15 protein-coding genes are annotated in these 15,843 nt (G+C 34.8%); 10 read left to right on the top strand and 5 right to left on the bottom strand.

Annotated elements, in window-relative coordinates; genetic code table 11:
- Nucleotides 1–21 precede the first annotated feature (21 nt).
- The 10 genes from murC to CKV65_RS05450 all read left to right on the top strand — a co-directional run bounded on the left by murC (nt 22) and on the right by CKV65_RS05450 (nt 10,979).
- Nucleotides 22–1,398, top strand: a complete 1,377-nt coding sequence (gene murC / locus CKV65_RS05495; RefSeq protein WP_027889756.1) for a UDP-N-acetylmuramate--L-alanine ligase — start codon at nt 22–24, stop codon at nt 1,396–1,398.
- A gap of 13 nt (nt 1,399–1,411) precedes the next feature.
- Nucleotides 1,412–2,344 carry a D-alanine--D-alanine ligase family protein gene (locus CKV65_RS05490; protein WP_027889757.1) on the top strand — a complete coding sequence of 311 codons (933 nt, stop codon included), beginning with the start codon at nt 1,412–1,414 and terminating at the stop codon, nt 2,342–2,344.
- Between the two features lie 99 nt (nt 2,345–2,443).
- Nucleotides 2,444–3,100: a cell division protein FtsQ/DivIB gene (locus CKV65_RS05485; RefSeq protein WP_231922643.1), complete on the top strand. Its 657-nt coding sequence runs from the start codon at nt 2,444–2,446 to the stop codon at nt 3,098–3,100.
- 8 nt (nt 3,101–3,108) lie between these two features.
- Nucleotides 3,109–3,786 carry a DUF881 domain-containing protein gene (locus CKV65_RS05480; protein ID WP_027889759.1) on the top strand — a complete coding sequence of 226 codons (678 nt, stop codon included), beginning with the start codon at nt 3,109–3,111 and terminating at the stop codon, nt 3,784–3,786.
- A complete protein-coding gene (locus CKV65_RS05475; protein WP_231922642.1) occupies nt 3,787–4,155 on the top strand; it encodes a small basic family protein in 369 nt (122 codons plus the stop codon).
- Nucleotides 4,156–4,348: 193 nt separating this feature from the next.
- Complete coding sequence (gene ftsZ / locus CKV65_RS05470) at nt 4,349–5,419, top strand: cell division protein FtsZ (protein WP_239478361.1); 1,071 nt, start codon at nt 4,349–4,351, stop codon at nt 5,417–5,419.
- A gap of 80 nt (nt 5,420–5,499) precedes the next feature.
- The gene (locus CKV65_RS05465) at nt 5,500–6,537 is read left to right on the top strand and encodes an ABC transporter substrate-binding protein (protein ID WP_027889762.1); all 1,038 of its coding nucleotides are present in this window, start codon (nt 5,500–5,502) and stop codon (nt 6,535–6,537) included.
- 33 nt (nt 6,538–6,570) lie between these two features.
- Entirely contained in the window at nt 6,571–7,905 is a 1,335-nt protein-coding gene (gene rimO, locus CKV65_RS05460; RefSeq protein ID WP_027889763.1) for a 30S ribosomal protein S12 methylthiotransferase RimO, read from the top strand.
- Between the two features lie 22 nt (nt 7,906–7,927).
- Nucleotides 7,928–9,178, top strand: coding sequence for a competence/damage-inducible protein A (locus CKV65_RS05455; protein WP_027889764.1), 1,251 nt, complete (start codon nt 7,928–7,930; stop codon nt 9,176–9,178).
- Nucleotides 9,179–9,404: 226 nt separating this feature from the next.
- On the top strand, nt 9,405–10,979 hold the full coding sequence (locus CKV65_RS05450) for a DEAD/DEAH box helicase (protein WP_036254504.1): 1,575 nt from the start codon (nt 9,405–9,407) through the stop codon (nt 10,977–10,979).
- A 57-nt stretch (nt 10,980–11,036) separates the two neighbouring features.
- Here CKV65_RS05450 and CKV65_RS05445 read toward each other — a convergent pair whose 3' ends face one another.
- The 5 genes from CKV65_RS05445 to hisA form a co-directional block, all read right to left on the bottom strand.
- Nucleotides 11,037–12,710: a phosphoethanolamine transferase gene (locus CKV65_RS05445; protein ID WP_027889766.1), complete on the bottom strand. Its 1,674-nt coding sequence runs from the start codon at nt 12,708–12,710 to the stop codon at nt 11,037–11,039.
- 188 nt (nt 12,711–12,898) lie between these two features.
- A complete protein-coding gene (locus tag CKV65_RS05440) occupies nt 12,899–13,621 on the bottom strand; it encodes a SagB/ThcOx family dehydrogenase (RefSeq protein ID WP_027889767.1) in 723 nt (240 codons plus the stop codon).
- Between the two features lie 18 nt (nt 13,622–13,639).
- A complete protein-coding gene (gene hisIE / locus CKV65_RS05435) occupies nt 13,640–14,347 on the bottom strand; it encodes a bifunctional phosphoribosyl-AMP cyclohydrolase/phosphoribosyl-ATP diphosphatase HisIE (RefSeq protein ID WP_036254492.1) in 708 nt (235 codons plus the stop codon).
- Complete coding sequence (gene hisF, locus CKV65_RS05430; RefSeq protein WP_027889769.1) at nt 14,344–15,102, bottom strand: imidazole glycerol phosphate synthase subunit HisF; 759 nt, start codon at nt 15,100–15,102, stop codon at nt 14,344–14,346. Before hisF ends, hisIE begins: the two co-directional genes overlap by 4 nt.
- 8 nt (nt 15,103–15,110) lie before the next feature.
- Nucleotides 15,111–15,842: a 1-(5-phosphoribosyl)-5-[(5-phosphoribosylamino)methylideneamino]imidazole-4-carboxamide isomerase gene (gene hisA / locus CKV65_RS05425; RefSeq protein ID WP_027889770.1), complete on the bottom strand. Its 732-nt coding sequence runs from the start codon at nt 15,840–15,842 to the stop codon at nt 15,111–15,113.
- Nucleotide 15,843 lies beyond the last annotated feature (1 nt).

Here is a 15,843-nt window from a genome sequence, read left to right as displayed (position 1 = left end):
AGATAAGGGGTGTCTTATTAGGTGCTTGAAAATATAAAGAAATTACATTTTGTTGGTATTGGCGGAGTAGGCATGAGTGCCATTGCCGAAGTAATGCTCGATAAAGGATATGAAATTTCTGGTTCTGATTTAAGTGATTCAGAAGTTGTAAAAAAATTACGCTCTAAAGGTGCAGTTATTTACAAAGGACATAATGCTTCTAATGTAGAAGGCAAAGAAGCTATCGTATTATCTTCTGCTATTCATCAAGATAATCCAGAACTTGTACAAGCAAAAAAACTTGGACTTAAAATATTCCATCGTTCCGATATTTTAGCTTACTTATTAAACGCAGTAAAAGGCATCGCAGTAGCAGGTGCACATGGTAAAACTACTACATCTTCTATGATTAGCGTAGTTTTAGAACATGCCAAAGTGGACCCAACAATCATAATCGGTGGTTTTGTTGATTATTTAGACGGCAATGCAAAACTCGGTAAATCTGATTATCTCGTAGCAGAAGCAGATGAAAGTGATGGTTCATTCCTAAAATTTTATCCACATATATCTGTTGTTACAAATATTGAAGATGACCATATGGACCATTACGGTTCAATGGAAAACATCATTAAAGCTTTCGTGCAGTTTATACAGAACTTGGATAAAGAAAATGGCTTAGCTGTACTTTGCTTTGATAATGAAAACATCAGAAATATCGCGCCAAAAGTTGACCGCAAATACATTTCTTATGCTTTAGAACATGAAGCTGATTACACAGCTACAGATATTATGACAGATGGACCGCATACAACATTTAGTGTGGTATATAAAGGTGAAAATCTTGGTAAAGTCACAGTTAATGTACCAGGTCGTCACAATGTATTAAACGCTTTAGCTACAATCGCTGTGTGCAGACAACTCGGCTTATCCATGCAGGAAATTGCTGATGGTTTTGCTGCATTTGCAGGCACAAAACGCCGTTTCCAAACTAAATTCAGAAATAGTGATGTATGGATTGTAGATGATTATGCACATCATCCTACAGAAATTCAGACAACTATTAAAGCAGCAAAACAGACAAAACCAAATCGTTTAGTCGTAGCATTTCAGCCACATCGCTATACAAGAACTAAGCTTTTACGTGAAGAATTTGGCTCTTGCTTTAAAGGTGCAGATGTTTTGATTTTGACAGATATCTATGCAGCTAGTGAAGACCCTATCCCAGGTATCAGCGGAAAAACTATAGTTGATGAAGTTAAAAAACAGACTGGTGTTGATGCTGTGTATATTGAAAAATTAGCAGATATAGCACCTTGGTTGAAAAATAATACGCAAAAAGGCGATTTAATCATCACTATGGGAGCAGGAAATATTTATACTGTTGGAGAAACTTTAGCTGATGAGTTTAAACATGAATAGAGGAGTTTTAAAGATGAATTTCAATAAAATTATCGTATTGATGGGTGGCCCATCTAGCGAAGCAGAAATTTCCAGACTTACAGGTAATGCTATTTTAAAAGCACTTAAAAATAAAGGTTATAATGCTGAAGGTATGGAATTTGTACCAGAAACTTTAGTAGAAGATATTAAACGCAGTAAATGTGATATAGTGTTTAATGCTGTACACGGAAAGTACGGTGAAGATGGTAAAATAGCAGCAGCCCTTGATATGATTAATATGCCATATACAAGCAGTGGCGTATTATCCAGTGCTGTAACTATGGATAAAGTTGCAACGAAACATTTATTCCGTTCGGCTGGTATATCTACACCAAAAAGTAGATTTTTGCGCAAAAGAGATTTAAATAATAATTTAACTGATGAAATTATAAAAGAATTTTCTTTGCCTGTTGTCGTAAAAGCGGCTTCTCAAGGTTCTAGTATCGGTGTGGAAATCGTAGAAAAAGCAGAAGAATTAAAAGCAGCTTTAGAAAATTCCTTTAAATACGATGATGTAATACTCATAGAAGAATTTATCAAAGGTAGAGAACTTTCCATTCCTGTTTATGGCAATGATGAAAAGAAAACTTTACCGATTATCGAAATCACGACAAATTCTGGCAGATATGATTATAAAAGTAAATATACAAAAGGTGAATCACACCATATAATTCCAGCTCCACTCAGTGAAAAAGTAACTGCAGAAGTTCAAAAATTATGTATTGATGCTTGTACTGTAGCAGATTGTAAAGGTATGGTTCGCGTTGATGTAATGCTCAGTGAAGATGATATTCCATACGCTTTGGAAATTAATTCTGTACCGGGTATGACAGAAACTTCATTAGTACCAGATGCAGCTCAATCAATAGGTATTGATTTTGCTACATTATGTGAAATGATTTTACAAATGGCGGTGGAAAAATAATAAGGAGCGCTTTTTATGTCGAAAAATCCGGGTAAATCAAGACAATTTATTTCAAAGCGCAATATAGTGAGAGGTCTAATAGGCCTCTTTTCTATATTAATGCTGATATTTATAATTAATTCGCCACTATTAAAAATTGGTTATGTAAAAGTAACAGGAAATTCATATTTGCCACGAGAAGATGTATTGCAGATAGCTAGAATAAAAGAACCACTCAATATTTTCTCTGTACAGACGGATGTAATTCAAGATTATTTACAAAATGATTTGCGTATAGATACTGCAAAAGTATGGAGAGATTTTCCTAACTGCTTAAATATAGAGATTACTGAAAGATTACCTGTAGCCGTGATGAATTGTAATTATGGTTATGTTAATTTAGATAAAAATAGTGTTGTTATAGATATATATACTGATGCAAAAAAAATTCAAAAACCTGTGATAACAGGAATGGTTTTGCAAGATGTTTATATTGGTGATAGTATAAATGATGATACTGTAAAAAAAATATTGGTGTATTTAGGTTTATTAAATAATGAAGTTTTAAGTCAAATTAGACAAGTAAATATTGCAGATAAAGAACATATTGAATTATATACAGTAAAGGGGACAAAAATCATTCTAGGAAATTTAGAAGATGTTGAAAAAATAGCAGAAAAGACACAAGAAATTTTTAAAGATATGAGTACAACAACTATTCCTGTTGAATATATAGATTTGAGTTATTCAAGACCGGTGTTGAAGATTAAACAATGAGGAATTTTATGATGCAAAATAAAAGTTTTTTTTCAATAATTTGTATATGCTTTTTGCTGGGATTTATGATAGCTGTACAGATTAGAACTACACAGGATAATTTAAAATCTTCTACACAGTATCAGCGTATAGAGCAGTTGTCTGATATATTATTGAGTACAGAAAAAGAACGTGATGCCTTAAAAGTTGAATTGGCTAGATTAAAAGAAAATACTGATATGCATGATAAGGTTCCAGAAAAAATAAATTTACTGGCAGGAACAACAGCAGTAAAAGGACCAGGTGTAGTGCTTGAAATAGAAGATAGTAAAAAAATGATATCTTCAACAGATAATACTAATTTGTATATCATTCATGATGAAGATGTTTTAAAAGTTATCAATGAGTTGCGTGCAGCAGGAGCAGAAGCCATTGCTATAAACGAACAACGTTTAATTTCTACATCTGAAATACGATGTGCAGGACCAACTATTTCTATAAATAATACACGTATATCAGCACCGTATGAGATAAAAGCGATAGGTAATGCTAAAAATATGGAAAACGCTATTAAAATGCGAGGCGGTGTAGCAGAAAGTCTTAGTGTTTGGGGTATACAATTAAATGTTCATAAAGATGAAAATATAATAATACCAGCTTATAAAGGTGCAGTACAATTTAAATATGTTACAGCTTTGGAGCAGTAGATGGATAGATATTGGAGATTAGCTGATATGAAGAAAGTTCTTATTTTGTGTATAGTTGCTAGTTTACTTGGTGGCTTAATTGGTTATTTTGTACCTGTAGTCATTCCAGTAGAATGTAGTAAATTATTTTCAGTAGCCATTTTAGCTGGAATTGAATCTGTAGTTAAAGGCGTACGAATGCTTATAAAGAAAGATTTCAAAAGTCATTTATTTATATATGGTTTTTTTATAAATATATTTGTAGCAATAATTTTCGTCTTTATAGGTGATTGTTTAGGTTTGGATTTATATTATGTAGTTTTATTAGCGCTTGGTTTTAAATTGTTACAAGATTTAGATATAGTTAAGCTGTATGTGTTAAATAAATAATGATATATAGTAAGTGAATAATGCTATTTAATAAGTGAATAGTTTTATGTATTAAATAAATAATGTTGTTCAGTAAATAACATACTAAAATATTGGCTAAATGTTTATTTTGGTATATAATTAATAATTAAGCAAATAATGATTAAGTAAATTATTTCTGAAATAATATCATATTGATTTAAAATAATGGGTAATGGAGGTTACTATAGTGTTTGAATTGGACCAAGAGATGGAGCCTATCGCCAAAATAAAGGTAGTTGGCGTAGGTGGCGGTGGAAATAACGCTGTTAATAGAATGATTGCATCTGGTTTGAAAGGTGTAGAATTTGTAGCAATAAATACAGACGCTCAGGCATTAGTACATGCAATGGCACAAAATCGCATACAAATTGGCGAAAAATTAACTCGTGGACTTGGTGCAGGTGCAAGACCAGAAGTTGGTGAAAAAGCAGCTCAAGAAAACCGTGATGATATCATGAAAGCTTTACAGGGGGCAGACATGATTTTCGTTACAGCTGGTATGGGTGGCGGAACAGGTACAGGTGGTGCTCCAATTGTAGCTGAATGTGCTCGTGAAGTTGGTGCTTTGACTGTAGGTGTTGTTACACGTCCTTTTATGTTTGAAGGTAAAAAGCGTTTAAAACAAGCTGAAGCAGGTATTAAAAATTTAAAAGCTAATGTAGATACTTTAATCACAATTCCAAACGACCGTTTGCTTGATATCATTGATAAAAAGACATCAATGATAGATGCTTTCCGCATTGCCGATGATGTATTGCGCCAAGGTGTGCAAGGTATATCTGACCTTATAACTGTTCCAGGCATTATAAACTTAGACTTTGCCGATGTTAAAACTGTTATGAGCAATGCAGGTTCTGCTCTTATGGGTATTGGTGAAGGTCATGGCGATAATGCAGCTGTGGATGCAGCTAAAATTGCTGTAAATAGTCCATTGTTGGAAACATCTATTCAAGGTGCAAAAGCTATATTGTACAACGTTACAGGTGGACCAAATCTTGGCTTGATGCAGATAAGTGAAGCTTCTGAAATTATCAGTGGTGCAGCTCATGAAGATGCTAATATCATTTTCGGTACAGCTATTGATGAAACATTAGAAGATACAGTTAGAATAACTGTAATAGCTACTGGCTTTGATGAAGATGGTGCAGAAGATGTACCAGAATTTCCATCATTACCTAAACAACCAAGCAATGAAAGTGAATTTGGAGATTTCCCAGATTTACCTCGTTGGATGAGAAAATAAGTGAATGGCGGCAAAATATATAAACAGGCAGTCAAGTTATGATTGCCTGTTTTTTATGAAATATATAGGCAGGTGAAAATATGCGTCGTTATATACCATTATTATTAGTAGGGCTATGTGTTTTATTTGTAATATTGGCAATGTTACTATATACAACGCAAATTGTAGGACAGAAAAATCAGGATGAAAAATTTGTACCTGTTACTAAAACATTAACAGCTTATACGACAATGCCTGCTGATATGGCAATGATTATCGCTGAACAATATCAAAAAGAAGACAGCGTTAAGATAAATTTTGTGATGATGAATTCAGATGAATTAGAGCAAAAGATGAACAGTGAAAATGATGCTGATTTGATTATAGCCGATTCAAAATTATTGGAAAAATTTGCCCAAAAAGGTGTTTTAGCGGGCAATATCTCTGAACAAGAAGACATCGTTGCAGATAAATTCAAAAGTCCAACAAATCAATGGATTGGCATTTGGTATGACCCAATTGTATTTTGTTATAATGTAGATTATGTAAAAAATAATTGGTATATACCGACAAGTTGGGATGAATTATCACAGTTTCCACAGATAAAAATAGCAATGACTGATTTTACAGTTGCATCTGCTAGTAGTAATGTTTTATATTCTTTAATAGAAAATAAAGGTGATGTACATACTTTTACAATTTTAAAGAATATACATCAAAAAGTGACTAGATATGCAAAATATTTATCTACGCCAGTACGTATGGTAGGTATGACAGAAGCTGATGTAGCCATAGCTGTGCAAAGTGAAACATTGCGATATATTCATGATGGTTATCCATTGACTATTATTTATCCTGAAGATGGAACGACTTATCAATTAACTGCTGTGGGTATAGTATCAACGAGTAAGCAACAAAATGAAGCTAATGATTTTGTAAAATGGCTCTTAGGTGATAATGTTCAAATGGAATTACAACATCATCAATATTATTATGTGCCAACAAATTATAGTTCATTGACTTATAAAGAATTTGCAGGTAAAAATATATCATTTTTAGAAAAATATACTGAATTGGATAGTATCAATAAAAAGATATTTTTAGACAAATGGGTAAAGGAAATACGATTGGCTAATTAAAATAAAATGAAGAGGAATAGGGAGAGTGGTTTTATGTTAAAAGCAGGTTTTATAAGCCTGGGTTGTTCAAAGAATTTAGTTGATACAGAAGTAATGTTAGGAATTTTGGCAGAAAATAATATTGAATTGACACCAGAACCAGAAAAAGCAGATATTTTAATTGTAAATACATGTACATTCATTCAATCAGCAAAAGAAGAGTCCATTACAACAGTTTTAAACATGGCTGAATACAAACAAAATGGAAAATGTCGTTCATTGATTATCGCTGGTTGCATGGGTCAACGCTATGGAGAAGAATTGTTAAAAGAATTTCCAGAAGTTGATGCTATCGTAGGTACTGGCGCTTGGAGTCGCATTATGGAAGCTGTAAACGCAACTATAAATGAACATAAACGCGTGCTCATCACAGGTGAGTCCAAGGAAATTTATACAGCAGCATCACCGCGTATTTATACAACACCATTTTATACAGCGTATATAAAAATCGCTGAAGGTTGTAATCATCGCTGTGCATACTGTGCAATTCCATATGTACGCGGTAATTATCGCAGCCGTACAATAGAAGATATCAAGCAAGAAGTAGAACGTTTGGCTGAAAAAGGTGTAAAAGAATTCAATATCATTGCACAGGATACTACGTATTACGGTCAAGATATCTATGGCAAACCATCACTTGTCGAACTTTTAAAAGAACTCGTTAAGATTGATAAAGTAAAATGGTTGCGCATTCAATACGCTTATCCACATACTTTTACTGATGAATTAATTGATTTAATAGCTAGCGAAGAAAAAATCTGTAATTATGTAGATTTACCGCTTCAACATGCACATAATGCAGTTTTGAGAAGCATGCGTCGCAGTGATACACGTGAAAGCATTGAAACTTTGCTTGATAAATTGCGTAAACGTATACCGGGAGTAGTAATTCGCTCTAGCTTTATCGTTGGTTTCCCAGGAGAAACGGCTTCCCAATATGCTTCATTGCGTGATTTCTTAGAAAAACAGCACTTTGATAAAGTAGGCATTTTCTCATATTCACGTGAAGAAGGAACACCAGCTTACGATATGCCAAACCAAGTTCCAGAAGATATCATGCAAGAACGTTACCATGATTTGATGAGTTTACAGAGCAAAATTTCTGAAACAATCAATATCTCTATGGAAGGTAAAATCGTTGATGTATTGATTGAAGGACGTGATGATAAGCAACATATTGCATATGGTCGTTCTTATCGCGAAGCACCAGATGTTGATGGACAAGTGTTCATTGAAGGTGATGATGTTAGCCAGCCAGGTGATATCGTTAAAGTAAGAATTTTACAAGGTTTCGATTATGATGTTGTCGGTGAACGAGTAGAAGAATAATTAAAGCTGAGAGGAAATTTTTATGATAGTTGAAATTGTAACTACAGGCAGTGAACTTTTACTAGGACAGATTGTCAATACAAATGCTGCATATATGTCATCTCGTCTTAATGATTTAGGTTTTGATGTACTTTATCAAACAACTGTAGGAGATAATCATGACCGCATGAAAGCTGTGCTTGAACATGCGTTATCACGTGCGGATATAGTTATCACTTCAGGAGGTCTTGGTCCAACACAAGGCGATATTACTAAAGAGGTATCAGCAGAAATTTTTGGTCGAAAAATGAAAGTACATGAAGAAAGTAAGCGTCGTATGGAAGAAAAATTTATACAACGTCATGTGACTTGGACTGAAAACAATATGCGTCAAGTAATATTGCCAGAAGGTGCAGAAGTATTTTTGAATTATAATGGAATTGCTTCTGGTGTTGTTTTAGAGAACAATGGCAAATATTTAATAAATTTGCCAGGACCACCAAGCGAAATGAAAGATATGTTTGAACGCAGCTTGAAGCCATTTTTAAAACGTAAATTTGGCTTTAAACACGTTATTGTTTCTAAAGTATTAAATACAATGGGTCTTGGTGAATCTTTACTGGAAACTAAAATTAAAGATTTAATCTTAGCTCAATCAAATCCAACTTTAGCTCTTTTAATTCGCCCAGCTGGTGTAATTATTCGTATTACAGCAAAAGCAGATACGAGAGAGCAAGCTGAAATTTTAATCGAAGAAATGGAAGCTAAAATTCGTGAGCGCGTTGGCAAATATATTTATTCTATTGATGATGAAAAAATGGAACAAGTAGTTGCCAAATTATTAAAAGATAATTGTTTGAAGGTTGCATGTGCTGAATCATGTACTGGTGGTATGTTATCTCAGCGTTTGACTTCTATACCAGGTAGTTCAGCTTATCTAGATGGTAGTGTTGTGACATATAGCAATGATATTAAAATGAAATTTTTATGTGTAGATGAGAATTTATTGAAGTCAAAAGGTGCTGTATGTGCTGAAGTTGCAGGTCAAATGGCGGAAGGTATTATGCAGTTGATGGAAGCTAATCTCGGTATAGGTATAACGGGCATAGCTGGGCCTACTGGTGGCAGTAAGGAAAAACCAGTGGGGCTTGTATATATTGCTGTTGCAGGAAAATATGGCACAAAGGTTACTGAAAATTACTTTTCTGGGGAAAGAGACCAAATTCGCTATAGAGCAACTCAGCAAGCATTATCTATGCTTCGTCATTATATTATGGAACATGATAAATTATAGAACTAATTTCATAAATGTATTGAACTTAATCAAATAATATACTATTATATGTGTTAATAAACATTAATATAGCCGTAGAACACTTTATATTTATTCAGATTTATAATTGAAGATGATATAAAGTTGTTCTATGGCTTTAAAATATTTATTAATAGAATTAGTATTATTTGTATTTGTTTTATAGGAGGATTTCTTTTTGGAAGAAAATATTATTAAATTTGAAGATATGCAGTTGAGTAAAAAGGTATTAAATGCTGTAAAAGATATGGGATTTGAAGAGCCATCACCAATACAGGCTAAAACTATACCTTTAGCACTAGAAGGTCATGATGTTATTGGACAAGCACAGACTGGTACAGGTAAAACAGCAGCATTTGGTATACCGACAATCGAACAGATTGATGAAAAAAATAAGTATATTCAAGCGTTAGTATTGACACCTACTCGCGAGCTTGCTATTCAAATTGCAGAAGAATTTAATAAGATTGGTAAATACAAGAAAGTGAAGACTCTACCAGTTTATGGTGGACAAATGATTGACCGTCAAATTCGTGCTTTGCGTTTTGGTGTAAAAATTGTTGTTGGTACTCCTGGTAGACTCATTGACCACATTCGTCGCAATACGATAAAACTTGACCATGTAAAAACACTTATATTAGATGAAGCTGATGAAATGTTAGACATGGGTTTTATTGAAGATATTGAAGAAATCATGTCTAATTTAGCGCAAAAAGAAGATAGACAGACTTTATTATTCTCAGCGACAATGCCAGCACCGATTGAAAAACTTGCTAGAAAATACATGAATGACCCTAAAAAAGTCATGATTAGTAGAGAACAGATTACTGTTCCATCTGTTGACCAGCTTTATTTTGAAACACGCGATAAATTCGAAGGTCTTTGCCGTGTACTCGATATCGAAGACAGCGGGAAATATATTATTTTCTGTCGCACTAAGAAAAATGTAGATGATTTGCAGGCATCTTTACAAGTACGTGGCTATATGGTAGGCAGTTTGCATGGTGATATGAGCCAAGCACAACGCGATAGAGTTATGCGTCGTTTCCGCGAAGGTAAATTGGAAATCCTCATAGCAACTGATGTTGCAGCGCGTGGTATTGATATTGATGATATTAGCCATGTTATAAACTTTGATATACCACAAGACCCAGAATCTTATGTACACCGTATCGGTCGTACAGGTAGAGCAGGTCGTACTGGTATAGCTGTTACATTTATTGAACCGAAGGAATATCGTCAGCTCAAATCAATTGAACGCATGACAAAATCCCGCATGATACGCGGTGAATTGCCAACACCTGCTGATGTTATCGAACGCCAACGTGAAGCAATAAAAGAACGTTTACTTAAAACTTTGAATAACAATACCTATGCTGATTACCATATGATTATTTCTGATATTGCTAATGAAGGATATGATTATGTAGATATAGCAGCTGCAGCATTGCAACTTTCTATTGAAGGCGTTAAAGAAAAAGATGATAAACCGCTTGATGAACGATTTGAAAATACTGGTGGTGCACCAGGAATGGTTCGTCTTTTCCTCAATATAGGACGTAAACAGGGAATTCGTCCACAAGATATTGTACGTAGCTTTGCTTCAGAAGTTGACATTCCAGGAAGTATCATCGGTGTTATTAATATTTATGATAAATTCACATTTGTAGAAGTGCCAAAAGATATTGCTGAAAAGGTAATTTCTGTAATGCATAGAAATACTATCAAAGGCTATAAACTCAATATTGAACCGGCTAAAGGCAAAGAAGACAATAAAAAATAAGAAAAAGAAAGGGCTAGAAACTTTTTAGTTTCTAGCCTTATTAATTTTGCTTTTAAATTAACGTTTGTCTTTGATTTCAGTATCGTAATTTAAACCATCAAAAATACGAACGCGTTTGTCATTGAAAGCATCGTTTATAATGCTCTTTGTTGGGTCGAATTCAGCTGTTTTAATATCAGCAATATCCAAGACTGTATGAATCATATCATCTGTCATGTATGGACGTTTTACAGCGTTTTGTATCTGTGCCCATTTTTCTGGATATTTTGCTTTGAATTTATCTGATGCCCACATAATAACAGGTATTTCAATCATATGATGTGTGGGATTTTCTTCAATATGACCGGACATATCTTCACCTTCATCATATACAGCTTCACCATGGTCAGGTACATAAATTACAAGTGTTTCACTATCGCGGAATTTATCAATGATGCTGCTTACAATATAATCATTGTAATAAAGAGCATTATCATACTGTGCTACGATTTCTTTTTTACCATCAGATATTGGCAATTGAATATCATCTTTAGAGAACTTGCTGAAGCTATATGGGAAACGGTTGTAATAAAGACCGTGACCGCCCATTAAATGGATTACATAGAAGTTTCTGTCTTCGCTGCGATGAGCAATAGCATCATCAATTAATGGGAATAATTCGCCATCTTCAATGCCGTAATCTTCACGAGAATCACGAATGCGAGTAAATGCACTTACATCACTGTGTGTAGCATAAATTTGAGCTACATTGCCCCAAATGCCAGATGTTTCTTGGTTGGAAAGCCAATAAGTCTTATAACCAGCGGCATTCATTACGTCAATTAAATTGTTATAGTGGAACCATTCTTTATCAGATTCATAATCACAGAAAGTGAATAATTTGCTGAGTACAGCAATTGTTGTAGAATGAGGACTGATACAATCAGTGAATACGCTGAGTTCACCTTTTTTATTTAAAGCATCAAGATTTGGCGTATTTGGTAAATAATAGCCATAAAGGTGCATGTGATTGCGGTTAGTAGATTCGCCTAAGATGAAAACGATATTTTTAATTTTACTGTTATTTTCAGTTAGTGTTACATTACTGTTAACTTGTGAAGATAAATCATGGTAAGCTTGCATATTGCGAACGGCTACAGAAGTTGAAGCGTAAACACGCTGAATAGGCAAGACATCATCCCACATGAAATCAGTATAAACGGTAAACATTCTAATTGTATAAAAAACACTGACTACAGCGAGTGCAGCAATGGTATTTCTCTTAGCAGTATATGTCAAATGAATTTTCTTTAATGGATTTACTCTGTATAAAATCACGCCAATGACGATTAATGCCACGATTGCTAGAAAACCAGAAAGACCGACATACATTGTTAAAAATTCTGTAGCTTCGCGCATATTTGTTTCCAATGCAGAATTGATGATACCTGTACCGATTAAAGCTTTATAACGGTACATAGTGAAAAATTCACCAATAAAAATTAAACCTGCTGGAATAATGATTATAGTTTTAACGATTTTTTGCAAAAAGCGCTTTGGCAATAAGTCAATCAAGCAAGAAATGACAAAAGAACCAAACCATACAGAAAAAATATAACCAATAGCAACATCAGCTTTTTCTTCATCAAACAAAGACCAAGCAGTTGTCAAACTATTGATTATAAACAATGTAATCATGAATTTAAAATGCTTATCGCAAATTCTTTGCAAATAATTGGCTATCTTTAACAATGACCCCTTATTAAACAACGTAAACTCCCTTTCTAATATAATATACATAATGTAAAATTCGTGTAAATACTAAATAAATATTATACTATAAATGTAAAATTTGCAATGAGAATTTTACGTTGATATCCAGTTATCATCATAAAAAAACACGCTTAAACTTCGTATGCGAGCTTAAGCGCGTTTTTTAATTATTTACCTACTCCAGCACCGTAGACAACGAATTGTTCGTTTCCATCGAGGCCAAGGTTTTTATTTAATTGTTCATCATCGAATGCACCGAGTGCACATACTTTGATTTTCATTGTTTGAGCTGCAAGATAGAGGTTTTGACAAGCATGTCCAGCATCAAGATGGATATAGCGATAAGCTCTTTCCCCGAACATACAAGCCATACGTTCATAAACGGCTGTCCAAATGAATACGACAGCGGCATTATTTGCTACACCAGCAGTTGAAAATTGTCCGCAGATATTTTTTTCAGTATCTTCACTATCAGAAACAAGTACGAGTTTGTGTTCAAGTGGTAAGAAACGATAAAGACCTGGTTTGATGTTTTCTACACGGCGAATGTATAAAAATGTTTCAAGTGCATTGCGACCACCAGCTGATGGAACGTTGCGCACTGTTTTTGTCTGCATCACCATTTTTACGCCTTGAGTGCACCAAAGGAGATACGATAATTCTTTTTGTGTGAGTTTTTCAGTATCATCATATTGACGTAGAGTAGAACGAAGTTCAACCATTTCGAGAAAATTTACATTCATGTCAGGCAATAAATCTGGTTCTGGTAGGTCAATTAATACGGCATCTTTAGGATAAGGCAATTCAAATGGGGGCATAGGGCGCATTTTTTTTGCGTTATTTTTTTTCCATGCCGATTCTTTCATATAATCAATTCTAGCTTGCGACATAAAATTTTCATCCTATCTTTAAGATTTATTTTTCTTTATTACTTCTTTGCCAAAACGATGGTATTCGCCACCATTTCTTCTGTTCATGAGCTCAGCGAATAAATCGTTTGGTGTAATATTGTGGAACGCAAGTAAAACCATGCAGTGATACCAAAGGTCGCCCATTTCGTAAAGAATTTCTTCTTTATCCATATTTTTAGAAGCGAGGATGGTTTCAACAGCTTCTTCACCGAGTTTTTTGAGGATTTTATCTTGTCCTTCTTGGAAGAGATAATTTGTATAAGAGCCTTTTACAGGGTGAATTTGACGGTCTTTAATTGTAGCGTATAAATCGTTTAATACTTTTGTGATGGAAGTATTATCCTGTGGTTGTGCCATTGGAACGAGGTCTTTGCTATCTGGGAACAGACGGCGGTCAGTAAAGCAAGTGTAAGTACCTGTATGGCAAGCCATGCCTGTCTGATGAACTTTGACAAGTAATGTATCGCCATCGCAATCGTAGAAGATTTCGCTGACGGATTGTTTATTGCCAGAAGTTTCGCCTTTGTTCCAGAGTTTTTGGCGAGAACGGCTATAAAACCAAGTATAACCTGTTTCAATAGTCTTTTTAAGGGATTCTTCGTTCATATAAGCGAGCATCATTACTTTGCCGTTAGCTTCTTGAACGATAGCAGGAACGAGTCCTTTTTCATCAAATTTTACTTTAGAAATATCTATATCAATCATAATCTAACCTCCACACCACGTGATTTTAAATATTCTTTGACTTGGCGTATGCTAAATTGTCCATAGTGGAATACGGAAGCAGCGAGAACTGCATCAGCTTTGCCTTCTGTTAATACGTCATAGAAATGTTCTAGTTTGCCTGCTCCGCCAGAAGCGATTACAGGTACATTGACAGCTTCAGAAACAGCACGAGTTAGTGGTATATCGTAGCCGTTTTTTGTGCCATCAGCATCCATACTAGTTAATAGGATTTCACCAGCACCGAGGTCAACAGCTTTTTTTACCCATTCAATACAATCAATACCGGTTGTTGTTCTGCCACCGTTTAAATAAATTTCCCAAGAATTTTCACCATTTCGTTTAGCATCTACGGCTAATACGATACATTGACGGCCAAATTTTTCAGCGCCTTCTTTGATGATAGAAGGGTCTTTGACAGCTGCTGTATTAACTGAAATTTTATCAGCACCAGCTTTGAGCATTTTGCGCATATCGCTTACAGTGCGAATGCCACCGCCAATGGTGAATGGAATAAATACTTGTGCAGCGCAGTCATTTGCGACTTTTACGATTGTATCACGATGTTCATTTGAAGCAGTGATATCTAAAAATACGAGTTCATCAGCCATTTCTTTATCGTAAGTGGCAGCAAGTTCAATAGGGTCTCCAGCATCGCGCAAAGAAACGAAATTCGTTCCTTTTACGACACGACCATTTTTTACATCTAGGCAAGGAATAATTCTTTTTGTGTACATAGTTTATATTATTCCTCCTTTGCTATTTTTAAAGCTTCTGGCAAGGAAAGCGCACCTGTATAAATGGATTTACCAACGATAACGCCTTCAATACCATCTTGTTCGTATTGTTTTAAGAGTTTAATGTCTTCAATGGAAGAAACACCGCCAGAGGCTACGACTTTTACACCGCTATAACGCGCAAGTTCAGCTGTAGCTTCAGCATTTACCCCTGATAATGTACCATCGCGGGAAATATCAGTATAAATGATGTGTTTAACGCCACTTTCAGCCATTTTTTTAGCTAATTCTTTAGCTTCAACATTGCCGGATATACCCCAGCCATCAACGGCAACTATGCCATCTTTAGCATCAATGCCGACAACGATACGTTCACTGCCGTATTTTTTACAAGCCTGTTGTACAAGCTCAGGATTTTTTACAGCTATAGAGCCTAAGATGACACGGCTTACACCCATATCAAGAACTTGTTCTATATTTTCCATTGTGCGAATACCGCCACCGAGTTCTACAGGGATATTCACTGTTTTTAAAATCATTTCCACTGTATCGAGATTTTGAGATTTTCCGGCACGTGCTCCATCAAGGTCAACGAGGTGTAGATATTGACCACCTTCGTCAGCCCATTTTTTAGCCATGTTTTCTGGTCTATCAGAAAAGACAGTTTCTTGATTAAAGTCACCTTTTACAAGGCGAACACATTTACCGCCTCTTATATCTATTGCTGGAAAGATAATCATG

Source organism: Megamonas hypermegale, from assembly GCF_900187035.1.
GTDB classification, from domain to species: domain Bacteria; phylum Bacillota; class Negativicutes; order Selenomonadales; family Selenomonadaceae; genus Megamonas; species Megamonas hypermegale.
This window is presented reverse-complemented; position numbering and strand designations above follow the sequence as displayed.